Below are 26,150 nucleotides of genomic sequence, written 5' to 3'. Positions count from 1 at the left end.
TCGCCATTCTGGGGTTACTCGCCCTTGTTCCGGATCACCTCGGTGAGCTCACCGGTGTCCGTGTTGTAGAACAGCCCAAGGATCTCGGCATGCCTGGGCACGCCCGGGCTGGCACGGAGCAGGTCGGTATCGTACTTCAGCGACGCCTCGTAGTCGGTGATGCTGATGCTGCCGCGGTCGTAGACGCGCGAAAGGTCGGCGCCGTGCTCATGGCGAAAGGCCGTGATCATGCCGTCGGTCGAGTACGAGGTGGCGCCACAGTTCGAGTGATGCACGACGACGACCGTTTCGATCCCGAAGAGGAATTCGCCGACCGTGACCGAACGCAGGGCATCCACGGCACGCCCGGCGGCGACGGAAACGGTGCCCATGGTCGTCGTGGAGCCGACGCGGTTACCCGTCTCGTTGAAGACGACTTCGCCGGGATAGACCTGGTCGCCGAGAAACTGGGCGACGGCGCCTGGAATCTCGCGGACGCGCGGGTCGTAACAGTAGATGACGATGCTCTTCAGTGGCACGGCATGCGAGAACGCTTCGCGCATCGTCGGCTCATCGAAGCCGGGCTGAGCACTGAATACGAACTCGCTGAACCTGGCGGGTACGGTGTTCATCGGGATGATCTCGCGAGGGAAAGTAGGCGAAGTATTCGATCGCGGCCGATGTGCGGCAATTACGTTCGAGGTAATAAGCTTGGCTTTGGCCTCCGTGCAAAAAGACGTTTGTTCAATAAAACCCCGGTCGAATCCACAAACATTTCATGCATTTCCACCACCCCACGATTCAGGAGCGTTGTATGGACGGCACGATTACTACGAAAGACGGCGTATCCATCTATTACAAGGATTGGGGCACGGGCCAGCCGATCGTCTTCAGCCATGGTTGGCCCCTGTCGGCCGACGACTGGGATACCCAGATGCTGTTCTTCCTGGAGCAGGGTTTCCGGGTGATCGCCCATGATCGCCGTGGTCATGGTCGCTCGAGCCAGACCGAAGACGGCAACGACATGGATCATTACGCGGCGGACCTCGCCGCGCTCACCGAACACCTGGACCTGCGCGACGCCGTGCATATCGGGCATTCGACCGGTGGCGGCGAAGTGGCACGCTACGTCGCCCAGTACGGCCAGCAGCGTACGGCGAAGATCGCCTTGCTCAGCGCGGTACCGCCGATCATGGTGAAGACGGCGGCCAATCCCGACGGCCTGCCCATCGAGGTGTTCGATGGCCTGCGCTCCGCCCTGGCGGCCAACCGCTCGCAATTCTATTTCGACGTGGCGTCCGGTCCCTTCTATGGCTACAACCGTCCCGGCGCGAAGCCGTCGCAGGGCATCATCACCAACTGGTGGCGCCAGGGCATGATGGGTGGCACCAAGGCCCATTACGATTGCATCAAGGCATTCTCGGAAACCGATTTCAACGACGACCTGAAGAAGATCGAGCAGCCGGCGCTCGTCCTTCATGGCGACGACGACCAGATCGTTCCATACAAGGATGCCGGCGTGCTGTCGGCCAAGGTACTGAAGAACGGCACGCTGAAGATCTACGAAGGCTTCCCGCACGGCATGCCGACCACGCATGCGGACACGATCAACGCGGATTTGCTTGCGTTTATCAAGGGCTGATTCGCAGTCTCTCACGCAAGCCGCAAGTAATCGCCGGCTATAAATTGACACACGTAGTCAATCTACCGACACACGAGGCCGTTGCAGCGATGCAGCGGCCTCGTTCGTAACGAAGAACCGTTGAATCCCCCGCAATTTGTAGGAGCCGATTCATCGGCGATGCTCTTGATCCAAACTTGGCACGCCCATTGCTGACACAAAAGACCACCACAGCAAGGAAACCGTAAATGACTACGATTGGTTCGACGACCAGCGTCAATCCCATGCCCCAGATGCACGTTCGCGGCGGCCACGGTGGCCACGGCGGCGGCAAGGGTCTGCTCAACACGGATACCGATACGACGACGGACTCGCCGTTTACCGATAGCCTGACCTCGGCGACGGCGACCGACCCGCTGACCGCTGCGCCGACGGCTGCCACGACGGCGGCATCGAGCACGGCTTCGACGGCCACGACGCTTGCTTCGACCGTGGCTTCGCAGCTGCAGAATCTGTTGGGTATCGCCTGAAGCAAAGGACAGCGCCCGGTTATATCCGGGCGCTGTCTTCAGAAGCATCGCCGGCGAAGCCGGCTCCCACATAAGCGCTGGATCAGGGCGTGGCTTGCCAGATGGGTTTGCCGCCGTCGACGATCCACGTGGTGCCATCGTTGCGCAGATACAGGTACGCGCCCGGGTGTCCCGCCGAGCCACTGGCCCAGCGTGGCTGACCGCTCTGGTCGTATTCGACCAGGTTGCCGTCGCCCTGCATGATCGTCGTCTTGATCGGCTGACCCGCCGTGCCGCTCGAATAGAGTCGCGTGCCATCACGGTAGACGGTGAGGTCGCCATTCGCGTCCTGTGCCAGGCTGATGTGGCCATCGCACGAGGTCAGCGGATGCGCGGGGGCGAGGATCTCATTCGGATGAAGCACGCCACACTCCGGCACGACATCGAACGGACCCGGATCGGTCGGCATCGTGGCGGTCACCGGACTGGCGCCGTGGAACATGGCAGCGATCTCGTGCGTCACGCGCAGGTTCCAGTCGGTCGGTAGCTTGTATCCGTCGACATCGAGCGTCAGCCACGGGTATTGCGACGGAGCCTGCGAGGCATTCGAGGCGACCTTGAGCAGCGAGGTGCCTTCGCCGAGTTCGTCGAACATGGCGATCTTCACGGTGCGGACGCCCGCACTGCGATCCCGGTACGCCTGGTCCCAAAAGAACTTTCCGCCGAGGCTCTTTGCGCCTTCCGACGGCAGGTTGCCCTTGGTCTGGTCGCGGCTGGACGACGCCGGGAGAATCGTCGGCATGTAGATCTGCCCGTTCGCGGCAGTAGCCGCCAGGTGCACGCGTGTACGGTTGGTCTCGTACCAGTCGAGGTCGCTGTCCTGATACACGCCGACGTTCCACGGCTGGATGATGTCGAACTTCTTGACGACGTCCGCGTAGGCCGGCTGTTCGAGATAGGTGTTGCTCACGCCACCCATCACGGTCGCATGGGCCACGTTGTGGAACCAGTCGATCACCCGCGACGCCAGCGCCGGCTTCATCTGCCAGGTCGTCTCGCTACCGCCCTGGTCGATGCCCCAGAGGGAGACGACGGGGCGGCCGCCCTGTTGCTGGTACATCGCGCTCTGGGTGACGTGGAGGTCGTTGACCAGATGCAGCCAGTCGCTCGTCAGCTTGTTGAAGATGGCGTCTTCGTCGGCCTGGGTGCTGGTGTTCTCGAACTGACCGCTGACGTCGTACTCGATGAAGAACGAGCGGCCATTGTCTCCGGCCGCCTGCATGGCGTTGCGCAGCACGATGTCGTTTTCCTGGTACAGCATGTCGAGCGAGCCCAGGAAGCGCTGGAGGATCGCACCATCAACGCCGTATTCGCGCATCCAGCGGAAGTGCGTCTGTGCAGTGCCTGCATTCAACGACGAGAAGAAGTTCGCCTGCTTGCCACCGATCGTGAGTCCCGGGGCAGGGCAGAGGGCCTCGGCGGGATATTCATCGGTGATGGGGAAGGTCGGGATCGAGCTGTTCGTGGCCGTGGGGTCGATCTGCGAGATATAGGTCCAGTGGAACCAGTTGCTCTCGGGGCTTGGTGCACCCGGACAGTGGAACCATCCCTGATAGGCCGCGAACACCTTGTCGAGCACGGTCGAGGTATCGGCGACGTCGGCAGCCGATGCCATCACTGGCTGGAAGCACGCGAGCGCGATCATCGCGGCGAGAGTTTTTCTGAATGACATGGGTGTCCGATGGGTGGCGGGGTGATGCATCGTGGCCCGCCTGCCCAGGTTCGAACGTGTCTGGATTCACGCTTTCGGTAAGAGATTACGTCCAGCATGTCCGGGTAGTCATGCCGTCGCGTCCTGGCCCATCAGTCACATGCGACTCCGTCGTAGGCGCTGTTAGGCTGGATGCCCGCCGCACGTGAAGCAACGCCATGCTCCGTCGTCTTGCCTTGCTTGGTCTGTGCCTTCCTCTCGCGGCCTATGCCACGGATACCCCTGTGGAGACCTGGCTGGTCAAGACCGACCTCTGGGGCAATACGGCTTATCAGACGCTATCGCTGAGCCGGAACGGCGACACGTTGAGTGGAACCTTCGACGGTGACAGGTTGGTGGGAACGCGGCACGGCCCGTCGCTGGACGTGACAGTGACGGACGCCGACAAGGCGACCCATCACTTGAAGGCGACCATCGATGGCGAAGCGATGGTGGGCGTCGCGGACGATCCCGACACCAACCATCCCGGCAGGCGTGTGAGCCATGCGTTCACGGGTCGTCGCTTGCCCGAGCGCTCCCGTGCCTCGCCCCAGGTGGTCACGTTCACGCCCAAGGACTATGCCAACGAATTCTCCGCGAGTCGTGCGCCGGTGCTCACGCTCTGGCCGGGCGATGGCGTCCGTACACGCACCATCGATTCCGGTGGGGTGGATGAGAAGGGCGATACGGTGGCGCTGTTCGGCAATCCACAGGTGGGCCCGTTCTATGTCATGTCGGCTGAGCCGGGCGACACGCTGGTTGTCCACATCAAGCGCCTTCGCCTCAACCGTGACTACGCGGACAGCCTGGACAGCATCGTCGGGCCGGCACTGGGACAGTCGCTTGCAGGCAAGGCGCAGGAGCTAGGCAAGCCGATCCGCTGGAAGCTCGATCTCGCGAACGGGGTCGCGAGCCCCATGAGCCCGTCGCCTGCGCTCGCGCATTACCGCGTGCCAGTGCGGCCGATGCTGGGTGGCATGGCGGTCGCTCCCGGCTTCGGTTCGCCTGCGATGTCCACGGGGGACACGGGGCGCTCCGGTGGCAACATGGATTTCAACCAGGTGATCGAAGGCAACACAGTCTACCTGCCGGTGTACCAGCCCGGTGCACTGTTGTACTTCGGCGATGCGCATGCGCTACAGGGCGACGGTGAGACGTCCCAATACGCGTTGGAGACGTCGATGGACGTCGAGCTATCGGTCGACGTGATCCATGGCAAGACCATCGCCATGCCGCGTGTCGAATCACCGACGCAGATCATGGCGCTGGGGCAGGCCGGGTCGATCGACGAAGCCACGCGCGCGGCGACGACCGGATTGGTCAAATGGCTCGCCCAGGACTACGGTCTGAGCCTGTCCGATGCGGCGCAGGTGTTGGGCAGTGCCGTGCATTATTCGGTCGCGAATCTTGCCGGCCGCAGCGTGGGCGTCGCGGCGAGCCTGGACAAGGCCTTGCTGTCGAATCTGGGCAAGCCGGTCCAGCCGTCGCCCGCGAAGTAACGACGGGCCCGGCAGTGCCAGGACAGAGGTTTCTTCAAGACGCCGCGAATGGCCTGGGCTAGCGTTCGATGGCTTTCAGTCCGGCGCCTGGCCATGTGCGCCGTCGTTCGTCACCTGGATCGGGACAGCCCATGAACGCGACCGCGAAACTCCAGCACATCGGCCAGAGCCTCTGGCTCGACAACATCTCCCGGGACATGCTCGACACGGGGCAGCTCGAGACGTATATCCGCGACTTTTCGATTACGGGGCTGACCTCGAATCCGTCGATCTTCACCAAGGCGATCACGGGTGGGACCGACTACGACGCCCAGATCGCCACCGAGCGCGCGACGGGCGCAACGCCCGAAGAGATCGTGTTCCGTCTCATGGTCAAGGATCTCCAGCGCGCGGCGGATCTGTTCGCACCGATTCACGCGACGACTGGTGGCAGGGACGGTTGGGTTTCGATCGAAGTGTCGCCCCATCTGCTCGACGATGCGAAGGGTTCGCTGCAATGGGCGCAGACGCTTCATGCGCAAATGAATCGTGCTAATGCCTTCGTCAAGGTTCCCGGCTCGCCACAAGGCGCCGTCGCCATCGAGGAAGCCATCTTCCAGGGCATCGCGATCAACGTGACGCTGTTGTTCTCACGCGATCAATACCTGGCCGTGGCCGAGGCGTACATGCGTGGGATCGAGCGGCGCATTCTTGCCGGGCTCGACCCGAAAGTCCGCTCGGTGGCGTCGGTGTTCGTCAGCCGCTGGGATGCCGCTGCGGCGAAGCAGGGGCGGACGGACTTGCGCAACAAGCTCGGGCTCGCTGTCGCCGCCGATGTGTGGGATGGCTACCAGGGCGTGCTCGCGTCCGAACGCTGGAAGACGCTGGCTTCCGCGGGTGCGATGCCCCAGACCCTGCTCTGGGCAAGCACCGGTGTGAAAGATCCCGACGCCGACGACACGCTGTACATCACCGCGCTCGCCGCACCCGACACGATCGACACCATGCCCGATGCGACGTTGCGCGCCTTCGCCGATCACGGCAAAGTGCCAGACAAGGTGGGTCTCGATCGCGATGCGGGTGCCGCCGTCCGGCGCGCCGCCACCGAGGGCGGCCTCGATGTGGTTGCCCTGGCCAGGCAACTGCAGATCGACGGTGGCGCCGCCTTCGTCACCGCGTGGGACGAGTTGATCACACGCGTCGAAGGCAAGGTCACCGTCTAGGCCCATCGCCGATGAATCGGCTTCCACACGAGGCAGAGTGGTGCGATGTCCCACGTGCTTGTATTTCAACGCGCGCTCGTCTCGGAAGCCCCGTTGCTCACGAAACTGGCGTTCGCCTCCAAATCGCACTGGCCCTATCCGGTCGCCCAGTTAAAGCGCTGGGCACCTGCCCTCGAGGTCACGCCGTTGGAGATGGCCGGCTGCCCCACCGTGATCGCACGGTCGGGTGACACGGTGGTGGGGTTCTACCAACTCAGGAGCGGGGTGGAGGGAATCATGCGGCTGGAGCACTTCTGGCTCCTGTCCGCGTTCATGGGGAGAGGGTTCGGGCGGGCCATGCTGGCAAACGCTGCCGGAAGGGCCGGGGATCTCGGCGCCGAGCGCCTCAGTATCGAGTCCGATCCCTACGCCGAAGCCTTCTATCTTGCTTGCGGCGCCGTTCGCGTCGGCGAGGTACCCGCGCCGATCGAAGGCGCCGACGACCGGGTGCTTCCCGTCCTCGAATTGCCCTTGCCGTTGCCCGAAACGTCGTGAAACCTAGGTGAATTAAGGCGCTGAAGAGGCGGATTTCGCAGGGTTTTTTGCTATGGCGGGAGCCGGTTGATAACCGTTGCTTGATGATATATTTACCCGCTACGACAGCTAACAAGCCTGGTCATCATGAGCTCACCCGTACCCCGTGCGTCGCGCTCACGCGCGATGGATCAGCGCACGTCCATCGCGCTGGCCGCTGTTATCGTTTTTTTCGTGGTCAGCGGCGCGCTTGCGTACCTGAACATCCGGACCATCCGGGATGGCAACGAAAAGGTCATCCAGTCGCAGCAGACGGTCACTGCGCTCAGCGAGATCCTCTCCGCGGCGCAGGACGCGGAAACCGGGCAACGCGGTTTCCTGCTGACGGGGAACGAGCGTTATCTCGAGCCTTATCGGGCCGCGCTGGCGAGCATCCCGGCGCGTCTGGAGTCCATCCACGCCACGACCCGGGATAACGTCGGCCAGCAGGTGCGGCTGAAGGAACTCACCGTTCGCCTCGACGACAAGCTCGCCGAGCTCAAGGACACGATCGAGGTGCGGCGTGCCCGTGGGCTCGATGCCGCGCTGGTACTGGTCAACAGCGATCGCGGCAAGGCGGCCATGGATGCCGTGCGCAACCAGCTGGCCAGCATGCAGGCGGAGGAGTCGTCACTGCGCGACAAGCGCGTCGTGGAGATGACGGCCGCCTATGGCAACGCCCTGACCAGTGGCCTCCTCAGCGGTCTCCTCGGCGTCGCATTGACTGTCTTCGTGGCGGTGATGATCCGCAATGCGTCGCGTACGCGTCAGCGGGCGACGTGGTTGCAAGCCGGACAGCTCGAGCTGGCGGCCGTCATGGCCGGCGATCAGGAAACGGAGGCCCTCGGTGCGAACATCCTGGCGTTCCTCGGGCGTTTCGTCGACGCGCAAGCGGGAGCGTTGTTCGTCAACTCGGAGAGTTTCTACGAGCGCATCGGGGTCTACGGTCTTGCCGCCGGTCACGAGGTCGTCGCGCGTTTCCTGCCGGGGGAAGGCCTCCTCGGGCAGGCCGTCGCGGAACGCAGGACCTTCGTCATCGACGACGTACCGGACGGTTACCTCGCGATCGGTTCGGCCCTGGGCCAGGACAAGCCACGCCATCTGGTCCTGTTGCCGACCGTTGTCGACGGCGACGTCAACGGCGTACTCGAGCTCGGCTTCTTCAGTGCCGTGGATGAGGACGCCATCACGCTTCTCGAACAGGCTTCCGCCGCCATCGGTGTCGCGCTCCGCTCGGCGACCTATCGTGCCGACCTCAGCCGGCTCCTGGAAGAAACCCGTCGGCAGTCCGACTCGTTGCAGATGCAGGGCGAAGAGCTCCGCGTGTCCAACGAAGAACTGGAGGAACAGAGCCGCGCGCTCAAGCAGTCCCAGCACGAGCTCGAGCAACAGCAGGCGGAGCTGGAGCAGACCAACGCCCACCTCGAAGAGCAGGCCAATCAGCTCGAATCGCAGCGCGACGATCTGGCCCGCGCGAATGAAGTCATCGAGAACAAGGCGAAGGAGGTGCTGCGCGCAAGCCGCTACAAGTCGGACTTCCTCGCCAACATGTCGCACGAGTTGCGCACGCCGCTGAATTCGGCGCTGATCCTTTCCAAGCTTCTCGCCGACAATCCGCGTGGCAACCTGACCGAGGAGCAGATCAAGTTCGCCAATACGATCCACTCGTCCGGCAACGATCTGCTTACGTTGATCAACGACATTCTCGACCTGTCCAAGATCGAGGCGGGTCATATCGAGATCCACGCCGAGTCGCTGTCCGTCGAGCGGTTGATCAAGGGTCTTGTTCCGCAGTTCCAGCCAGTGGCCGAGCAGAAGGGCCTGATCTTCGAGGTGTCGACGTCACCGGATTGCCCGCCGATCGTCGAGACCGATCGTCAGCGCCTGGAGCAGGTGCTCAAGAACCTGCTGTCCAACGCCTTCAAGTTCACCGAGCAGGGCAGCGTCCAGTTGCATGTGTCGTGCGATGCCCACGGCGATTTCGTCTTCGCCGTGAGCGATACCGGTATCGGTATCTCGGCCGAGCAACAGACACGCATCTTCGATGCCTTCCAGCAGGCCGATGGCACGATCAGCCGCAAGTACGGCGGCACGGGCCTGGGCCTGTCCATTTCGCTGGAGCTGTCGCGCCTTCTCGGCGGCAGCATCGCGGTCGACAGCCAGGTGGGCAGGGGCAGCACCTTCAGCCTGACCCTGCCGCCGCTGCTGGGATCGGTTCGTGCGCCGGGCGCTGGCGAGTCGACCGCCCCGGTTGCCCTGGCCAACACGCCATCGCGCGACGATGTCGCGCTCCCGGTTCCGGTTCCCGCACCGAAGGTACCCGACGACCGCTTCGAACCGGCCGATCACCGGCGGGCGATCCTGGTTGTCGAGGACGACGAGCGGTTCGCCCAGATCCTCCTCGAACTGGCGCGCGAGATGAATTTCCGCTGCCTGATCGCCACCAGTGCGCAGGAAGCGCTCGCCCTGGCCCGGCACCATCTGCCGCAGGCGATCGTGCTGGACGTGGGCCTGCCCGACCAGTCGGGCCTTTCCGTGCTCGACATCCTCAAGCGCGACGTCCGCACCCGCCACATTCCCATCCACGTCGTTTCGGCGACGGATCACTCCCATGCCGCGATGTCGATGGGCGCGGTGGGCTACCTGCTCAAGCCGGTCAAGCGCGCGCAGCTGGCCGAAGTGCTGGGCAAGCTCGACGCCAGGCTCTCGCAAGCGGTGCGGCGCGTCCTCGTGGTGGAAGACGATGACGTCCAGCGCGATGCGATTCGCCAGCTTCTCGCGTCGGCCGATGTCGAAACCGTGGCCGCCGCGACGGCGGCGGAGTGCCTCGAACATCTCAAGAGCCAGACCTTCGACTGCATGGTGCTCGACCTCTCGCTGCCTGACGCCTCCGGCTTCACGCTGCTCGAGACGCTGAGCGGGGAGGGGATCCATGCCTTCCCGCCGGTCATCGTCTACACCGGTCGGGACCTCACGGCCGACGAAGAAGCACGCCTGCGTATCTATTCCCGATCGATCATCATCAAGGGTGCGAAGTCACCGGAGCGCCTGCTGGACGAGGTGTCGCTGTTCCTCCACCAGGTCGTGACCGAACTGCCGGCGGAACACCAGAAGATGATCCAGGAAGCGCAGCACCGCGATGCCTTGCTCGAAGGTCGGCGCATCCTGGTGGTCGAGGACGATGTGCGTAACGTGTACGCGCTGATCAATATCCTGGAGCCGCGTGGCTGTGTACTCACCGTCGCCCGCAACGGACAGGAGGCGATCGACGCGCTGAACAAGGCCAGCGACGGCTCGGGACAGGACATCGACCTCGTGCTGATGGATGTGATGATGCCGGTCATGGATGGCCTGACCGCCACGCGGGCGATCCGCAACGATCCTCGCTGGAAGAAGATGCCGATCATCGCGCTCACCGCCAAGGCCATGCCGGACGATCAGGAAAACTGCCTGAAGGCCGGTGCGAGCGATTACATGGCCAAGCCGCTGGATGTCGACAAGCTGCTTTCGCTGGTGCGCGTATGGCTCGCGCAGTGACGACGATGGAAGACAGCGCGGCCGATCGTCTCGAGGCGATCGAGATCGAGCTGATCCTGCAGGCGCTGTTCCAGCGCTTCCACTACGATTTCCGCGGCTATTCGCGGGCGTCGGTCACCCGGCGTCTGCGGCAATTGCGCGACAAGCTTGGCTATCGCACGCTGTCGGCCATGCTGGAAGCGCTCCTGCACGATCCGTCCATTGGCCCCCAGGTCGTGAGCTACCTGACCGTCCAGGTCAGTGAGATGTTCCGCGACCCATCCTACTTCCGTGCCTTGCGCGAGCATGTCGTGCCGCACCTGCGCACCTATCCGTCGCTGAAGGTGTGGGTCGCGGGTTGTAGCAGCGGTGAGGAGTTCTACTCGCTGGCGATTCTGTTTCGTGAGGAAGGCCTGGAGCAACGGACCATGTTCTACGCGACGGATATCAACGCCGGGGCACTCGAGGCGGCATCCGCCGGGGTGTACAACCTCGATCGCATCCGTGGCTTCACGGAAAACCATCAACAGTCCGGCGGCCGGTCCTCGTTGTCGGATTACTACACGGCGGCTTACGGCAAGGCCTCGTTCGATCGTTCGCTGCGGGAGCGGGTGGTATTCGCCGACCACAGCCTGGTGACCGATGCGGTGTTCGGCGAGATGCACCTGATTTCCTGCCGCAACGTGCTGATCTATTTCGACAACTCGCTGCAGGACCGCACCATCGGGCTTTTCAGCGATTCGCTCATACGCAAGGGATTCCTCGGCCTCGGCTCGAAGGAAAGTCTGCGCTTCTCCGCCCATGCCGATGCGTTCCAGGACTTTGTCCTCGAGGAACGGATCTACCAGAAGCAGGACCATTGACGTGGTTTCTCCCATCATCGGTAAGGACGCGGCCACCATGAGCCCGGTACATTTTCTTCTCGTGGACGACCTCGAAGACAACCTCGTTGCGCTCGAGGCACTGTTGCGTCGCGACGACCTGGTCTTGCTCAAGGCACGTTCGGGAGAAGAAGCCCTCGAGCTCCTGCTCGTGCACGACGTGGCATTGGGGCTGCTCGATGTGCAGATGCCCGGCATGGACGGCTTCGAGCTGGCCGAACTCATGCGTGGCAACGAGCGCACGCGCAACGTGCCGATCATCTTCCTGACCGCGAGCAATACCGATAACCACCGGAAGTTCCGGGGCTATGAGGCCGGCGCGGTCGACTTCATCCAGAAGCCGGTCGAGTGGGACATCCTGCGCAGCAAGACGAAGGTGTTCTTCGACCTGCATCGCCAGAAGCAGCAGATCGCGGCGCAGCGCGACGAACTCGAAGCCTACGCCGAGACGCTCACCCGGTCGGATCGCTACAAGGACCAGTTCCTGGCCATTCTTGCCCACGAACTACGCAACCCGCTTACGCCGTTGCGCATGGGGCTGGACGTGCTCAGGGGCCAGCCCACACCCGAGCGAACGACGCAGATCCACGGCGTCATGGACCGTCAGCTGGTCCACCTGGTGCGCCTGGTGGACGACCTGCTCGATGTGTCGCGAGTCAGCCAGGGCAAGGTCGTGCTCAAGCGCGAGAAAGTCGAGATTGCCGACATCGTCCAGGCGGCGCTCGAGGCCAGCCAGCCCTTCGTCGAAGGCGGCAACCATACGCTGCGCGTCACGGTGGCGCCGCATGCCCTGTGGGTCAGCGGCGACAAGACCCGCTTGACCCAGGTCGTGGGAAACCTCCTCAACAATGCGGCCAAGTACACGCCATCGGGCGGCACCCTCACTCTCAACGCGTATCGCGACGAGCAGGACGTGGTCATTGCCGTGTCGGATAACGGCATGGGCATACCGCTATCGATGCAGTCGAACATCTTCGAGCTCTTCACCCAGGTCGGTGAGCATCTGACGCGCTCCCAGGGTGGTCTCGGCATCGGCCTCGCCCTGGTGAAGCAGCTCGTGTCGATGCACGAGGGATCGATCGCCGTGAGCAGCGATGGCGAAAACCTGGGCAGCACGTTTACCGTGCGCCTTCCGCTTCTGGTCGCTCATGACGATGAGGTGTCGTCGCGCACGGCCGGCGCCGTCGCCCCGAATGGACAGGCGCTGCGCATCCTCGTTATCGACGACAACGCGGATATCGCCGAAACCATCGGCTGGCTGTTGAGCGACATGGGCCACATGCATCGCCTGGTGCTCGACGGACGGACGGCCCTCGATGCCGCTCGCGACTTCGAGCCGGATGTGGTCCTGCTGGATATCGGCATGCCCACGATCGACGGCTACGCGGTGTGCCGGGCATTCCGTGAGGACCCGGGTCTCAGGTTCCTGCCGATCATTGCGCAGACCGGCTGGGGCCAGGAAGCCGACAAGGCGGCGACCGCCCGGGCGGGCTTCGACTACCACCTGGTCAAGCCGGTGGGCTACGGCGAGCTGCAGCAGGCGCTTGCCTTCGTAACACAGCTGGAGCGCGCGCAGGTTGGCTGAGAGGTCGACAACCTTTTAGCCCCCCAAGGGCACGCACCCCGGTATGAGCCGGTTTTACCGGCGATCCCGCGGCAGCGGGCCAGTTCATCGCGAGCACCCGATCGCCGATGAATCGGCTCCCACAGGGGGCAGGTTATCGCGAGCACCCGATCGCCGATGAATCGGCTCCCACAGGGGCAGGTATGAAGCTTGTTTTTGCTCACCAACTCCGTGCCTTGGCGGCGTTGTCGGTCGTGGTGAATCACTACTGGGGAATCTTCTTCTCGCCTGTGGTGCGGGCGATCGTCGGCGTACCGGCGAGCTTCGTGCCGGTGCAGCCGGAATATACGCGGCACGTGCTTGCGCCGGGGGCAGGTGGTTTTCTCTACGGCGCTTTCGGCGTCGGCGTGTTCTTCCTCATCAGCGGCTTCGTCATCCCGATCAGCCTTCGGCAGCTTTCGACAGGGCAGTTCCTGATACGCCGCTTCTTCCGCATCTATCCGGTGTACTGGTTCTGCCTGCTGATCAGCCTGGCCATGTACGGCGTGAGCGCCTGGTATTGGTCGACGCCGTTGTCCGACCGGGTGAGCGTGTCTTACGTGGCGAGCAACCTTCTGCTGCTACACAGAGCAGCCGGCATACCGTCGCTGGATTTCGTCTGCTGGTCGCTGGCGGTGGAAGTGAAGTTCTATGTCGTGTTCGCACTGATCGTACTGATCGGGAAGGACGCACGGCAGGTAGTCCGGCTTTCCATCGGGCTGCTCACCATGTGTTGCGTTGCCACATACCTGACGACGCATGGCGCCTCTCCGGATTCGTTTATCGCGTACCTGGTCTCCGACATGAAGTACATGAGCTTCATGTTCCTGGGCTGCCTTTTCTACTACGTGCTCTACGATGAACTCGACGCACGTTCAGCCTTTGGCTATGGCACGCTCATCTTCGTTCTGTTCGCGGCGATCGGCGCCATGCACGAGGCGCAGGTGTTCGGGCCGCTGGTGAAAAATTACACGTACGCCCTCGTTCTGTTCGCGCTGTGTTATCGGCTCAGGGACACCTTCAGGAAGAACCGGATCCTCGATTTCCTCGCGGACATAAGCTTCCCGCTCTACCTGGTGCATTCGATGATCGGGTACGTGACCATGCCGATACTGATCGACCGTGGTATGTCCTACTCCCTTGCTTCCCTCGCGTGCGTCGGTCTGGCAATTCTTGTCGCCTGTCTTGTGCATGTCTACGTCGAATTACCCGCCAATGCCCTTGGCAGGCGTGCCTCAAGAATCGCCCCTGGGCGGGTCCCGGCAGGTATTTGACATTCGTAACTTCGTCCAGCAGCATGTGACGAGGTTCGGACATCTAAACGTCCCGTCCCCCTGGACACATCGCGAGGCAACACCCTTTTGATCCCGCAGCAGCTCACCAACACGCATTCCACAGCCGTCGCTACGTCGATCGCTGCGTGTTGTTGTCGCCGTACTGCCTGATCCGCCAGCGCTGAGGCGCTGAGCCCTGCCGTCACCCTGGCGGTTCGCTTGCCCTGATCCCACGTCACACGCGGCTGCCTGCCGCGACGTCATGACGTTGCCTGAAAACGAAGGAACTCCCCATGCGGCCTTTCCCGCCCTCGCGCGTCGCCCTGTCCCTGTTCATTGCTGCCGCGTTATATGCCGGAGGCGCCCACGCCCAGGACACACAGGCCGGTAGCCCCAGCCATCCCGGCGACCCCAGCGGTGCCGCCACCAAGTTGCAGACCGTCGTGGTCACCGGCACCCGCTCGGTCAATCGCAGCCAGAGCAGCTCCCTCTCGCCGATCGATGTCGTTTCCTCGCAGGATCTGCAGTCCTTCGGCGATACGCAGCTCGGCGCCGTCCTGTCGCGTCTCGCGCCGTCACTGAATTTCCCGCGTGCGCCCGGTAACGATGGCTCAGGCATCGTGCGCCCGGCCGCCTTGCGCGGCCTTTCGCCCGACGAGACGCTGGTCCTGGTCAATGGTAAACGCTGGCACACGGGGGCCTTGCTCAACCTGCAGGGTGCGCTCGGGCGGGGTTCCGCACCTGCCGACCTCAACTCGATTCCGATCTCGGCCATCGACCACATCGAGATCCTGCGCGACGGCGCGTCGGCACAGTACGGCTCGGACGCCATCGCGGGCGTGATCAACATCGTGCTGAAGGGCGCCGCAGGCAAGGGAACCAACGAGGCGAGTGTCACGGCGGGCCGATACAGCGCCGGTGACGGCAAGCAGTGGCAGGGCGATGCGAGCCTGGGCGTTCCGCTCGGCGGTGACAAGGGGTGGGCACGCATCAGCGTGGTCGACGGGCACGCGGATGCGACGGACCGGGGAGGGCGCGACTACCGCGATCCCACCTCGCCCGTGTATGGCCAGAAGACGCAGCGCATCGGCGAGCCGGACATCACGACACACCAGGCTTTGTTGAACGTCCAGTACGCGCTCGCGTCGAACATCGATTTCTATGCCTTCGCCGACACCAGTAGCCGCGAAGGTACCTCACCCGCGCTGTTCCGTACGTACAACAGCGCGCGCAACGTGCCTTCGATTTATCCCGATGGTTACCTGCCACTCAACGACGTGCGCTCGATCGACAGCGCCGTCGTGGCCGGTGTGCGTGGCACGACCGAGGGTGGTTGGCGCTGGGATATCAGCGGCAACTACGGCCGCAATCGGGTCAGCATCGACCCGATTCACACGCTCAACGTCGATCTCGGCGCGGCCAGTCCCACCCGGTTCAACGCGGGCCGCCTGATCGCGACGCAGAAGGCGTTCGATGTCGATATCGCTCGCGATCTCACCCTCGGCTGGCTGGATAATCCGGTCACGCTGGCGTTCGGCGTCGAGTATCTTCACCAGGCGTACGAGATCGAGCCGGGCGATCCGGCCTCGTATTTCGGCACGGGTTCACAGGGCTTTCCGGGCTTCCAGCCGGGTGACGCGGGCAAGAACACCCGGCACGACATCGCCGAGTACCTGAGCCTGGAGAACCAGATTACCGACAAGCTGAGCGGTTCGCTGGCCCTGCGCCATGAGGATTACACCGACTTCGGCAACACGACGTCTGGCACCTTGTCCGCGCGCTACGACTTTACCGACAGCTTTGCGCTGCGTGGCACGGCCGCCACGGGCTTCCGCGCGCCGTCCTTGCCGCAGCAGTTCTACTCGACGACGTCGACCAATGTGATCGGTGGCGTGCCCACGCAGATCCGTAACTTCGCGGTCGGCAACCCGGTCGCCCAGGCGTTGGGCGCGGAACCGTTGAAGGCCGAGAAGTCGCACAACTACACGCTGGGCGCGGTGTACGCGCCGGGCGCATGGACCCTTTCGCTGGATCTCTACCAGATCACCATCGGCGACCGGATCGTGCCTTCCGAGAACCTCGTCGGTGACCAGGTTCAGGCGTATCTCTCGAGCCAGGGCTTCGCGAATATCCAAGGCGGCAGCTACTTCACCAATGCCTTGAAGACGCGCACGCGCGGCGTGGACTTCAGCAGCGGCTATCGCCTGGACCTGGGCACGGCCGGTACGCTGCAGTTCACGGCGGCGTACAACCGCAACCATACGTCGATCCTGTCCGTGGCGCCGAATCCGCCGTCACTGGCCGCCAGTGGGCTGGAGCTGGTGCGCGTGGGACACATCGCCCAGGGCTACATCACCGATGGCGCGCCTCGCGACAAGATCGCCCTGGGTACCGATTACGGGCTGGGTCACTGGAACCTCCACGGTGCGCTGACGCGATACGGCCAGTTCACCGTCAACCAGGACCCGGTGAGCAATCCGGGCTTCGATCAGGTGTTCCCGGCACGCTGGCTGCTCGACCTGTCGGCAAGCTATGCGGTCAGCGGCTGGACGTTCACCGCGGGCGCCGACAACCTGACCAATGTCTATCCGCAGAAGTACAAGGCCGGTAGCGACGGTGCCGTCGGCGGGACGTGGCCGTACCCGGACTATTCGCCGTTCGGGTACAGCGGTCGCTACCTGTATACGAGGGTCAGCTATCGCTGGTGACCTGGATCACCTGCCGCGAGAAGCGCTCCATTTCCTCCAGTTGCGGGCTCATCTGCAACAACAGCAGGTCGAGTCCCGCAGCGGAGAATTCGGCGATGCGTGCACGCACCTGCGCGGGCGTTCCCACCAGGCCCGGGCGAAGACCGCGATTGGATACCGAGTATTCCTTGATCTTCAGTTCGCGCTCGAGTTGCGTTCCGGACAGCCACTGTTCGAAGTTGGCGAAGCCGGGGGCCTCGGTGTCCAGTGCGGTGATGCGCTCGACCTCGGCCTGGGCGTCTTCTTCGGTGTCGCGGACGATCGCATAAGCGGCCATGCCGTACTGCATGGGGGGCAAACCATTGCGCTCGCGACGCGCACGCATGTCCGCGATCTTCTCGGCGATGAACTCCGGCTCGTCGCCGTGCATGACATAGGCATCGCAGCGCAGGGCGATCAGCGACTTGGCGGCCTCCGATTCGCCACCGGCGTAGATGGTCGGTCGCGGCGACGACAGCGGTTTCGGTTCGCAGATGGCGTCTTTCAGCTGGTAGCGTTCGCCGGTGAAGGTGAAGGGTGTCTGCGACCACAGGCCGTCGACCACCTGCAACCATTCGCTGGTGCGGGCATAACGGTCGTCATGTTGATCGAACTGCAGGCCGTACTGGTTGGCTTCATCGGCCCACCAGGACGACACCACGTTCAGGGCCAGTCGGCCGCCCGAGATGCGATCGATGTTGGCGGCCTGCTTGGCGAAGAGGGCCGGCTGATGAAAGTTGGGGCGCACGGCCACCATGATTTCCAGCTTCTTCGTCACCGCGGCAAGCGCGGCCGCACTCGACCAGGCATCGAGCGCCGGCTCGGTGACGCCCTTGATGTCGTTGAGGTTCAACTCGGCGATGAGCGTGAGGTCGTAGCCGATTTCTTCGGCGCGCCGACACAGATGGCTGAGGTATTCCCAGCTGGCCTCCATGTTCTCGTCGCGGATATTGCGCAGCCATCCGCCGAAGACCGGCGCCCAGAATCCATACCTCATGCTGCTTTCCCCGTGGTGGCATCGATGGCGTGGGTCAGGTAGTCGACCAGTTTTTCGTGCGGATCCCAGCCGAGCACGTTGAGCGGGTCGGCCACGAAGTTGGAGAGACCGTTGATGTCGTAGAAGCGACGGGCGCCGTCGCGGTCGTCGATCATGAATTCGATGCCGCCGATATCGAGCTTTGCCGCACGCGCTATCGCCTCGACGGCGCGTATCGCCTCGGCATCCGGGGTGTACTCGCTCACCGTGACCGTCGGTTTGTCGATCAGGCAGACGTCGGCGGGACACAGGTCGAAGGTTCCGCCGTCCGTATTGAGTGAGATGGCGTAGAGGAACTTGCCGTCCAGGGTCTCCATGCGGACCATGCGCTGGTCGCGCGCCGGCACGTATTCCTGCACCAGGGTGACGCTGTCGATACCTTTCGGCGTGGTGCCATCGGCGACGGCCTGTGCCAGTTCTTCCAGTGTGTCGTAGCGCGACACGCCGGCCCCCGATCCGCCGATATTCACCTTGACGATGACCGGAAAACGCAGTCCCCTGGTGGCTGCGACGATGTCGGCCTGTCGGTGAACGACATGCGTGGCGGGGATGTCCAGCCCCAGCGACGTGATCACCGACATCTGCCGCGCCTTCGAGGCATCGATCGCGAGGGCAGGGGTGCCGTTGATCACACGCGTTCCATTCAACTCCCAGTGCGCGTAGAGCGACTGAGCGTAGAAGATGGGATGTTCGTCCTGGCGCAGGAAGGAACTCATGGCCAGCCGACTGAAGACGAGCGGGGCGGGCGCCTTCTTCTGTGCGATATCGAAGCCATGATCCTGGAACGAGATGGCCTGGTAAGTCACGCCGCGGCGATCGAGGGCGGCGAAAAGTGGCTTGAACCATTCGGGGTGTTCGTAAACGATCGCCAGCGACGGTGCGTTCGACATGCGTGGGTTTCGATCTGTAAGGACTTACAGAGAATTCACATGGCCCGGGTACAAAGTCAAGTGAAGATGGAAGTCTGGACGTCTTAACGTTCGCATGATCTTCCGATGCGCGTCCCCGTTCGTCCCTGCATGGGCGCCTTTCGTCCCTTTCGGATGGCAACGGCGGCCGGAAAGGGAGAGAGTGCTGCCTGGTCCACGGGAGGGGAGGGCACGTATGGTGTCTCGCAGCATCACGATCGTCGCTGGCACGGCGGCGTTGGTTCTCGTGGCGGCCGTCGTCGCCTTTCATGCGCTCTCGGTCGGGGACCTGTTTAGAACGGCGACCAACTCGGTCAGTCGCTCCCTCTGCGGTGCGGCCTTTATTTCGCACGTCGACCCGGATCGCCTCTTTCGTGAAGAGCAGTTGCCCAACATGCGCTCCATCGGTTGGGCGTTGCGTTACCGGGTCGATCGCGAACGGCACGACGTCCGCACGACGGTCCTCGGCGGGTTCGGTGCGCGTGCGGTTTATCGGCGAGGTTTGGGCTGCGTTCTCCTGCACGGTGATGATGCGACGCCGAATCCGGCCGGCTTCGCCGGCACGCTGAGCGATGCCTCCAGCGATGACCCTGACCCGTGGGGCGCCGCCGTGGTCGAGACGACCGACCCTGCCATTCGTGCGGCGCTGGATCTCGCCTTTTCCGAACCCAATCCCCAGAGTCCGCGGCACACCAAGGGCATCGTCGTGCTTCACGATGGCAAGCTGATCGCGGAGCGCTATGCCCCCGGCTACGGTCCCGACACCCCGATCTGGGGTCATTCCCTGTCGAAATCGCTGACCCAGGCGCTGGTCGGTATTCTCGTGCGTGAAGGCAAGCTTCGTGTGGATCAGAAGGCGGGACTATCGGCTCATCCGGACGTCACCGTCGACCAGTTGCTTCGTATGGACAGCGGCCTGCCTTTCGACGAGACCGACGGTCCGCTCAACCCGATGACGCGTATGTTCTTCCTCGAAAGCGACATGGCCGGGTACGCGGAAACCGTGCCCCTGATCCACGCACCCGGCACCGCGTGGGCGTACAGCAATCTCGGCTACGTATTGCTGTCGCGGGTCGCCATGGATGCCGCCGGTGCCCGCGACGCCGTGGCGGCCGAAACCTTCGTTCGAGACGAACTGTTCGCTCCGCTCGGCATGCGTCACGCGGTGATCGAGACCGATGTAGCGGGGACCCCGGTCGGGTCGAGCCATGTGTATGCATCCACCCGCGATTTTGCCCGCTTCGGCCAGCTCTATCTGGACGACGGCGTCGTCGATGGCCGGCGGATCCTGCCCGAGGGCTGGGTGGCATACAGCCACTCGCAGACGCTCGATACCGGCTATGGCGCTGGCTTCTGGACGAACCTGGTCGAGCACGGCACCGTGCCGGTCTGGGGCGCGCCGTGGGGCCTGCCGGAACTGCCGAAGGACATGTTCTTCGCCCGGGGCGCGTTCGGCCAGTACATCGTGATCGTACCGTCGGAACACCTGGTGGTCGCGCGCCTGGGCATCAGCGTCAACGGGGGCACCGGCATAGGCGACGTGGTCGCTCGGATCATCGCGGCCCTGCACGGGCGGCGCGAGTCGCAGTAATCCTTGCGACATACCTCTCCGTATCGGACTTTTGGGTGCTACCGGCGGGCCAGGATCGTGGCTAGGCTCGTCCGTGGCAACTTGCCCGGGGAAATGGAATGAGCAGCGTCGATATTGGCCGGACCTCGTCGAGGGTCGTGCGGCCACCGTTCTATCTTGTCATGTCGCTGGCCATGGCCGCGGTGATCATCGGGGGGTTCTCCACGACGGTACCGGACGATGTCGCGGCCGGACCCAAATTTCCGCTACTCCTCGCCATCCACGGCATGGTGTTTACCCTGTGGATCGTGCTCTTCGTCGCGCAACCGGCGATCGTCGCACGCGGCTCGCTCAAGCTTCATCGCCGGGTCGGATGGATCGGAGCGGGACTTGCCGCCGCGATGGTGCTCATGGGCCTGGCGGCGACGTTCTACGCGATCCACTCCAATCACATGCCTTCCTTCTTCCCGGCGCCGCTGTTCCTGGTGATGAATACGATAGGCATCGCGGTCTTCGGCGGCATGGTTGCGGCTGGCGTGACGCTGCGCAAAAAAGCCGAGTGGCACAAGCGCCTGATGCTCTGCGCGACCATATCGATTCTGGGCCCGGGTCTCGGAAGGTTGTTGCCGATGGAATCGTTCGGCCGCGCGGCGCCCATGGTGATGTTCGCCGCGATCCTGGCGTTTGGCCTGGCCGGGCCGATCTACGACATCATCATCCGTCGCCGCGTGCACCCGGCCTACCTCTGGGGCGTCTCGACGATCATGGTCAGCATGGTGATCACCGGGCCGATCGCGTTCACCCCGGCGGCGAGCGAGTGGGTGACCTTCATCCGTTCGCTTTAGCGGCGACCGTTCGACACGGGTTTCGGACCGCTCGTCCCTCGGACCGTGCCGTCCATCCTGCCGCGCACGACGGGAAGAGGCGTTTGACGTAGCGTTCGACCATGCACCCGACTGACGGCACTGTTCTCGACGTGGAGCGACTCTCATACTTGGCGCGCCCCGCCGGGAAGAACGTCGTGACCGATCCCATGACATGGCCAACGTGGAAAAAATGGGCGCTGGTGTGGGCCGTGTGGACCGTGCTGGCGGTTTCCTACGCGGCCAGTTCGGTCGTCTCCGCTCGCGCCGAAGGCCATCCGGGCGGCTGGTTCCGGCCGCTGGTCTGGACCTTCCTCGACTTCTACCTGTGGATGTTCCTGACGCCCCTGGTCGCCTGGCTCGGTCGGACGACGGCGCGAGAGAGCTGGGGAAGGTTCTTCGCCATCCATGTGCCGGCAGGGCTGATGCTGGCGACGATACAGGTGTCGCTGACCCTGTCGCTTTACTGGGCGATCTGCGGGCCGTCGGCATCGATGAAGGACATGACGTTTGCGGCCTTCGTGCGCATGCAGTTCGTCTACAACACCCACCTGAGCTTCATCACCTACGGTGTCTTGCTCGTGCTGCTCCGCGCGATTCACTCGCAGCAGCGTCTGCGCGACGAGCGAATGCGTAATTCGCATCTGGAAACACAGCTGGTGCAGTCCCAGCTGCAGACCCTTCGCGTGCAGCTGCAACCGCATTTTCTCTTCAATACCTTGAACGCCATCTCCGCGCTCGCACTTGCCGACCCGATGCAGGCACGCCTGATGATTTCGCGCCTGAGCGATTTCCTCCGTCTCACCCTGGAAGAGCGCCACTCGCAACAGGTGCCGCTCTCGCGTGAGATCGAGTTCCTCGAGTGCTATCTCGGCATCCAGCAGGTGCGCTTCCAGGATCGTCTGATCACGCATATGGATGTCGCAGGCAATACCGTTCACGCCCTCGTGCCGAACATGATCCTGCAGCCGCTCGTGGAAAACGCGCTGCGCCATGGACTGCTGGACAAACCCGAGCGCGGCACCCTGCATATCCTGACGCGCCGGGATGGCGACGATTTGCACGTGCAGGTCGACGACGACGGGCTTGGCCTGCCACCGGAGGGCCCCACCGACGGCATCGGTCTGGGCAACACGCGAACCCGCCTGGACATGCTCTTCGGCGGCTCGGCCACGTTGGAGCTGTCGCGGCGACCCGACGGCGGTACGCGTGTCGACATGCGCTTTCCGTACCGGGAGCAGGCGGCATGAGCACGCCCGCTATCCGCGCACTGCTGGTCGACGATGAAGTGCTGGCTCGTCTCGCGCTGCGCCAGGCGCTCGCCTCGCATCCGGACATCGCCATCGTCGGCGAATGCGGCAATGCCGCCGAAGCGAAGCAGGCGATCGCGGCGCTCGAGCCGGAGCTCCTGTTCCTGGATATCCGCATGCCGGGGATGGACGGCTTCCGGTTGCTGCACGGCATGCAGCGCAGCAGCCTGCCCATGGTCGTCTTCGCGACGGCGTACGGGCAGCACGCCCTGCGGGCGTTCGATGCGAATGCCATCGATTACCTGCTGAAACCGATCGACCAGGCGCGTTTCGACCAGGCCATGTGCCGGGTGCGTCAGCACTGGCAGGGCCTGAACATGGCGCCGACGCCTGCACCGACGGCGTACCTGCAACGTATCAGCGTGCCCAGCGGCGAGCGCATCCGGGTCATTGCGACCGCCGACATCGACTGGATCCGTGCCGATGGCAACTACGTGCGCATCCATGCGGCCGGTACCTCGCACCTGCACCGCGAACCGCTGACCGGTCTGCTGGCGACGCTCGATCCCGCGCGGTTCCTCCGTATCCATCGTGGCATCGTGGTGAACGTCGACCGCATCGCCGAGGTCCATCCCCTGTTCCAGGGCAGTGCCGAAGTCGTGCTGCACGACGGCACGCGACTCAACCTGAGTCGTCGCTTCCGCGCCAGCGCCCGTCATGCCCTCGGCATGAGCTGACCGCTCGCACCACGTCACCCACCGCTCGTCCCGGACAGCACACCATCGATCACATCCTGCATGCGGCGTCGCTCCGGTCGGTGCATCGTTTACAGGGTCAAACACACTCTGTGACGAGGAACGTAGTCATGCGATCGAGCACATACCTTCTGACTTCCACGCTCGTGCTCGGCCTGATCGGAGCCACGGCGATGGCCGGTGAATTGCTGGCCCCGGGCATCGTGTCCACGGGGCTTCAGGAAACGTCCGCCGCGATGATGCCGGACGGGAAGACCGTGTATTTCATGCGTTCGGATTTCGCCGAAAAGGACGACACGATCCTGGTCTCGCACCGTGACGGGAAGCAATGGTCGCTACCGGAGGTCGCGCCATTCTCCGGTCAGTGGCACGATTCCGAGCCAGCGATTTCGCCTGACGGCAAGCGCCTCTACTTCGTGTCGAACCGCCCGGTGAGGGCCGGGGACGCGGCGCTGGTCGCCGAGATGGATGGCAAGCAATTCCCCGGTACCAACCTGTGGTACGTGGAACAACAAGCCCATGGCCAGTGGGGTCCTGCCACGCACGTCGATGGTGAACTCAACGACGGCGCGCAGATCTACAACCCCTCCATCGCGGCAAGCGGCAATATTTATTTCTCCGCGCACCGTGCGGACTCGGGGAAGTTGTACCAGCTGTACGTGGCGCGTCGCACGGCGTCGGGTTATGCGGCACCCGAGCGCGTCGATCTGGGCGACGTGGCGAAGAATCGGATGGACCCGGGCATCGACCCCCAGGAGCGCTACATCGTCTACTCCGGCAACGAGGGCGATTCGGTCGGCAGCGCGGATATCTACATCAGCTTCCGCGGCGTGGACGGCACCTGGGGCAAGCCCGAGCGGTTGCCGGGTGACATCAACAGTGCCTCGCTGGATATCGCCCCCGCGCCAGGCCGCGTGTTCGGTGAGCTGTACCTTTCGAGCAATCGTTCGGACGGTCCGCGCTATCCGAAGGCGCGCGATGACCTGGCCTCGCTCCAGCGTCGCCTGTCGTCACCCGAGAACGGTTCGCGCAACATCTGGCGCTTCGACATTTCGCTGACCTTGAGGGATCACGGGCTGGATCACTGAACGATTCCGTGAAAGGATGTCCGGGCTAGTCTGAAAGCAGGGACGCTGCCATCCAAGCCCAGGTGCATGACAGGTGACCTTCCTAGATAGCGCGATGCTTCTCGGCGTCGGTGTTCTCGTCCTCGACTTCCTGTCGTGGCGCTTCCTTCGCTTCGGCGGCCGGAAAGGACACACATTCGTACGGATACCCCTGTTTCTCCTGCTGTCCTATGTCCTGTGGACCCATGGGATGGTGCCGTTCGCCGAGGCGCCCTGGAAAGACGACCCCTTCCGGCACGTCGTGGCCCAGGTGCTCGAGTTGACCTGGTGGCTGCAATTCGCGCAGATCGCCACGGCCCTGATGAGCGCCTTCATCCTTCCGCAGGGGCTGCGCGAAAAACTCTTCCGTGACGTGGTCCAGGCCCTGACGTTCACCGGCGCGCTGGTGGCCGGTCTGGGCTTTGTCGTCAACATGCCGATCGGCGGCCTCCTCGCCACGTCGGGTGCCGTGGCCATCGTGATCGGCCTGGCTGTACAGAGCACCCTGGCGGACGTCTTCTCTGGCGTCGTGCTGAGTGCGACCGAGCCTTTCAGTATCGGCGACTCGGTCACCATCGGCGACATCCAGGGCGAGGTCATCGAGAGCAACTGGCGGGCGACGACCCTGCTCAATGGCGACGGGAATACGGTCATCGTGCCGAACAGTTCCGCAGCCAAGTTGAACATCATCAACCAGAGCCGGCCGGAAAAGACGCACGGTGTGGATGTGCCTGTCCAGGTCACCACCCATGCGCGACCGGCGACCGTCATCGCCGCACTGACGGATGCGGTGACCAGCACTCGCGGCATTCTCGCCATGCCTGCACCGACCGTAACGGCTGTCGGTCTCCGCGGAAAACACGTCGATTATCGCGTGGTCGTCTACGTCGACGCGATGAGCGCGAAGATCAAGGTACGCAATCAACTGATCGATCAGATCCACCGGCATTTCCTTGCCAACGGTATTCCGCTGTCCTCCGGTGAGCCGGTGCACGATCTTTCCCGTGACGCGGTGAGCCTGCTCCGCGAGATCGACATGTTCCGGGCGCTGAGCGAAGCGGAACTGACGCAGCTCGCCGAAGCGATGGAGCGCAAGCAGTTCGAGCCGGGCCAGATGATCTACGAAGTGGGTACCACCTGCCCGGATGAGCGCCGTGCGCTGTACATCGTCACGTCCGGGGTGGCTTGTCTCCTGGCCGAGCACGCCGGGCGCTACGTCGAGATCGCCCGCCTTTCACCGGGCGATGCCGTGGGCAGGGCAGGCATCCTTACCGGTGAGAGCGTGCCCATCAAGCTCTGCGCCATCGGCCATGTCTCGGTCGCCTGGGTGCCGAAGGCGGCACTGACGCCGATCCTGCAGGCCAATCCCGCGGCGGGGCAGGACATGCTCGATGGACTCGTCGCCTTCCAGGCGATCGCGTCCGAAGCGTTCAAGGACCTGCCGGTGCATGCGGATTCGCATGCGGATATCTTCCACCGCCTGTTGGCGAGCATGCGTCGCCTGCATAGCCTGACGCCCAGGCATTGATCATGGTCTCTGCCCGGGTGGC

Annotated in this window: 20 protein-coding genes; 16 read left to right on the top strand and 4 right to left on the bottom strand. The window is 63.7% G+C overall.

The window, feature by feature from the left end; genetic code table 11:
* Positions 1-14: 14 nt before the first annotated feature.
* A complete protein-coding gene (locus BJI69_RS19370) occupies positions 15-611 on the bottom strand; it encodes a carbonic anhydrase (RefSeq protein WP_046967543.1) in 597 nt (198 codons plus the stop codon).
* Positions 612-793: 182 nt separating this feature from the next.
* Between BJI69_RS19370 and BJI69_RS19365 the strand changes: the two genes are divergently transcribed.
* Together BJI69_RS19365 and BJI69_RS19360 are read left to right on the top strand one after the other, a co-directional pair.
* Complete coding sequence (locus tag BJI69_RS19365; protein WP_046967544.1) at positions 794-1,621, top strand: alpha/beta fold hydrolase; 828 nt, start codon at positions 794-796, stop codon at positions 1,619-1,621.
* A 227-nt stretch (positions 1,622-1,848) separates the two neighbouring features.
* Complete coding sequence (locus BJI69_RS19360) at positions 1,849-2,130, top strand: hypothetical protein (RefSeq protein WP_046967545.1); 282 nt, start codon at positions 1,849-1,851, stop codon at positions 2,128-2,130.
* Between the two features lie 82 nt (positions 2,131-2,212).
* On the opposite strand, the gene BJI69_RS19355 is transcribed toward BJI69_RS19360, so the two are convergent.
* Positions 2,213-3,841: a hypothetical protein gene (locus tag BJI69_RS19355; protein ID WP_125903126.1), complete on the bottom strand. Its 1,629-nt coding sequence runs from the start codon at positions 3,839-3,841 to the stop codon at positions 2,213-2,215.
* A gap of 197 nt (positions 3,842-4,038) precedes the next feature.
* Here BJI69_RS19355 and BJI69_RS19350 point away from each other — a divergent pair, with 197 nt between their 5' ends.
* The 8 genes from BJI69_RS19350 (at position 4,039) to BJI69_RS19315 (ending at position 17,094) form a co-directional block, all read left to right on the top strand.
* Positions 4,039-5,358 carry an acetamidase/formamidase family protein gene (locus BJI69_RS19350; RefSeq protein ID WP_046967547.1) on the top strand — a complete coding sequence of 440 codons (1,320 nt, stop codon included), beginning with the start codon at positions 4,039-4,041 and terminating at the stop codon, positions 5,356-5,358.
* Between the two features lie 131 nt (positions 5,359-5,489).
* Positions 5,490-6,560: a transaldolase gene (gene tal / locus BJI69_RS19345; RefSeq protein ID WP_046967548.1), complete on the top strand. Its 1,071-nt coding sequence runs from the start codon at positions 5,490-5,492 to the stop codon at positions 6,558-6,560.
* 45 nt (positions 6,561-6,605) lie between these two features.
* Positions 6,606-7,094 (top strand): GNAT family N-acetyltransferase, encoded by a 489-nt coding sequence (locus BJI69_RS19340; protein WP_046967549.1) that lies wholly within the window; start codon positions 6,606-6,608, stop codon positions 7,092-7,094.
* 126 nt (positions 7,095-7,220) lie between these two features.
* On the top strand, positions 7,221-10,649 hold the full coding sequence (locus tag BJI69_RS19335) for a response regulator (RefSeq protein WP_211258488.1): 3,429 nt from the start codon (positions 7,221-7,223) through the stop codon (positions 10,647-10,649).
* Complete coding sequence (locus BJI69_RS19330; RefSeq protein ID WP_046967551.1) at positions 10,634-11,491, top strand: CheR family methyltransferase; 858 nt, start codon at positions 10,634-10,636, stop codon at positions 11,489-11,491. The genes BJI69_RS19335 and BJI69_RS19330 overlap by 16 nt, the downstream gene beginning before the upstream one ends.
* 1 nt (position 11,492) lies before the next feature.
* Positions 11,493-13,094: a response regulator gene (locus tag BJI69_RS19325; RefSeq protein ID WP_211258489.1), complete on the top strand. Its 1,602-nt coding sequence runs from the start codon at positions 11,493-11,495 to the stop codon at positions 13,092-13,094.
* Between the two features lie 182 nt (positions 13,095-13,276).
* On the top strand, positions 13,277-14,386 hold the full coding sequence (locus BJI69_RS19320) for an acyltransferase family protein (RefSeq protein ID WP_046967552.1): 1,110 nt from the start codon (positions 13,277-13,279) through the stop codon (positions 14,384-14,386).
* A 293-nt stretch (positions 14,387-14,679) separates the two neighbouring features.
* A complete protein-coding gene (locus BJI69_RS19315) occupies positions 14,680-17,094 on the top strand; it encodes a TonB-dependent receptor (RefSeq protein ID WP_046967553.1) in 2,415 nt (804 codons plus the stop codon).
* Here the strand turns inward: BJI69_RS19315 and BJI69_RS19310 are convergent.
* Positions 17,078-18,109, bottom strand: coding sequence for an LLM class flavin-dependent oxidoreductase (locus BJI69_RS19310; RefSeq protein WP_046967554.1), 1,032 nt, complete (start codon positions 18,107-18,109; stop codon positions 17,078-17,080). The genes BJI69_RS19315 and BJI69_RS19310 overlap by 17 nt on opposite strands.
* Positions 18,106-19,038: an ATP-grasp domain-containing protein gene (locus tag BJI69_RS19305; protein WP_046967555.1), complete on the bottom strand. Its 933-nt coding sequence runs from the start codon at positions 19,036-19,038 to the stop codon at positions 18,106-18,108. The genes BJI69_RS19310 and BJI69_RS19305 overlap by 4 nt, the downstream gene beginning before the upstream one ends.
* 214 nt (positions 19,039-19,252) lie before the next feature.
* Between BJI69_RS19305 and BJI69_RS19300 the strand changes: the two genes are divergently transcribed.
* The 6 genes from BJI69_RS19300 (at position 19,253) to BJI69_RS19275 (ending at position 26,128) form a co-directional block, all read left to right on the top strand.
* Positions 19,253-20,647, top strand: a complete 1,395-nt coding sequence (locus BJI69_RS19300; protein ID WP_046967556.1) for a serine hydrolase domain-containing protein — start codon at positions 19,253-19,255, stop codon at positions 20,645-20,647.
* A gap of 98 nt (positions 20,648-20,745) precedes the next feature.
* Positions 20,746-21,471 carry a hypothetical protein gene (locus BJI69_RS19295; protein ID WP_052767161.1) on the top strand — a complete coding sequence of 242 codons (726 nt, stop codon included), beginning with the start codon at positions 20,746-20,748 and terminating at the stop codon, positions 21,469-21,471.
* 176 nt (positions 21,472-21,647) lie between these two features.
* A complete protein-coding gene (locus BJI69_RS19290; RefSeq protein ID WP_244465262.1) occupies positions 21,648-22,739 on the top strand; it encodes a sensor histidine kinase in 1,092 nt (363 codons plus the stop codon).
* Positions 22,736-23,476 carry a LytR/AlgR family response regulator transcription factor gene (locus BJI69_RS19285; RefSeq protein ID WP_046967557.1) on the top strand — a complete coding sequence of 247 codons (741 nt, stop codon included), beginning with the start codon at positions 22,736-22,738 and terminating at the stop codon, positions 23,474-23,476. Before BJI69_RS19290 ends, BJI69_RS19285 begins: the two co-directional genes overlap by 4 nt.
* A 128-nt stretch (positions 23,477-23,604) precedes the next feature.
* Positions 23,605-24,582, top strand: coding sequence for a TolB family protein (locus BJI69_RS19280; protein ID WP_046967558.1), 978 nt, complete (start codon positions 23,605-23,607; stop codon positions 24,580-24,582).
* A gap of 73 nt (positions 24,583-24,655) precedes the next feature.
* Positions 24,656-26,128, top strand: coding sequence for a mechanosensitive ion channel family protein (locus tag BJI69_RS19275; protein ID WP_125903124.1), 1,473 nt, complete (start codon positions 24,656-24,658; stop codon positions 26,126-26,128).
* The last annotated feature ends 22 nt before the right edge of the window (positions 26,129-26,150 follow it).

The sequence above is a fragment of the Luteibacter rhizovicinus DSM 16549 genome (assembly GCF_001887595.1).
GTDB lineage: Bacteria > Pseudomonadota > Gammaproteobacteria > Xanthomonadales > Rhodanobacteraceae > Luteibacter > Luteibacter rhizovicinus.
This window is presented reverse-complemented; position numbering and strand designations above follow the sequence as displayed.

What these genes read in the sequence shown, in the direction of transcription:
- BJI69_RS19365 (WP_046967544.1), top strand. Translation starts at nt 794, where the DNA reads ATGGACGGCACGATTACTACGAAAGACGGCGTATCCATCTATTACAAG.
- BJI69_RS19330 (WP_046967551.1), top strand. Translation starts at nt 10,634, where the DNA reads ATGGCTCGCGCAGTGACGACGATGGAAGACAGCGCGGCCGATCGTCTC.
- BJI69_RS19315 (WP_046967553.1), top strand. Translation starts at nt 14,680, where the DNA reads ATGCGGCCTTTCCCGCCCTCGCGCGTCGCCCTGTCCCTGTTCATTGCT.
- BJI69_RS19320 (WP_046967552.1), top strand. Translation starts at nt 13,277, where the DNA reads ATGAAGCTTGTTTTTGCTCACCAACTCCGTGCCTTGGCGGCGTTGTCG.
- BJI69_RS19300 (WP_046967556.1), top strand. Translation starts at nt 19,253, where the DNA reads ATGGTGTCTCGCAGCATCACGATCGTCGCTGGCACGGCGGCGTTGGTT.
- BJI69_RS19285 (WP_046967557.1), top strand. Translation starts at nt 22,736, where the DNA reads ATGAGCACGCCCGCTATCCGCGCACTGCTGGTCGACGATGAAGTGCTG.
- BJI69_RS19295 (WP_052767161.1), top strand. Translation starts at nt 20,746, where the DNA reads ATGAGCAGCGTCGATATTGGCCGGACCTCGTCGAGGGTCGTGCGGCCA.
- tal (WP_046967548.1), top strand. Translation starts at nt 5,490, where the DNA reads ATGAACGCGACCGCGAAACTCCAGCACATCGGCCAGAGCCTCTGGCTC.
- BJI69_RS19335 (WP_211258488.1), top strand. Translation starts at nt 7,221, where the DNA reads ATGAGCTCACCCGTACCCCGTGCGTCGCGCTCACGCGCGATGGATCAG.
- BJI69_RS19280 (WP_046967558.1), top strand. Translation starts at nt 23,605, where the DNA reads ATGCGATCGAGCACATACCTTCTGACTTCCACGCTCGTGCTCGGCCTG.
- BJI69_RS19370 (WP_046967543.1), bottom strand. Translation starts at nt 611, where the DNA reads ATGAACACCGTACCCGCCAGGTTCAGCGAGTTCGTATTCAGTGCTCAG.
- BJI69_RS19340 (WP_046967549.1), top strand. Translation starts at nt 6,606, where the DNA reads ATGTCCCACGTGCTTGTATTTCAACGCGCGCTCGTCTCGGAAGCCCCG.
- BJI69_RS19310 (WP_046967554.1), bottom strand. Translation starts at nt 18,109, where the DNA reads ATGAGGTATGGATTCTGGGCGCCGGTCTTCGGCGGATGGCTGCGCAAT.
- BJI69_RS19360 (WP_046967545.1), top strand. Translation starts at nt 1,849, where the DNA reads ATGACTACGATTGGTTCGACGACCAGCGTCAATCCCATGCCCCAGATG.
- BJI69_RS19350 (WP_046967547.1), top strand. Translation starts at nt 4,039, where the DNA reads ATGCTCCGTCGTCTTGCCTTGCTTGGTCTGTGCCTTCCTCTCGCGGCC.
- BJI69_RS19355 (WP_125903126.1), bottom strand. Translation starts at nt 3,841, where the DNA reads ATGTCATTCAGAAAAACTCTCGCCGCGATGATCGCGCTCGCGTGCTTC.
- BJI69_RS19305 (WP_046967555.1), bottom strand. Translation starts at nt 19,038, where the DNA reads ATGTCGAACGCACCGTCGCTGGCGATCGTTTACGAACACCCCGAATGG.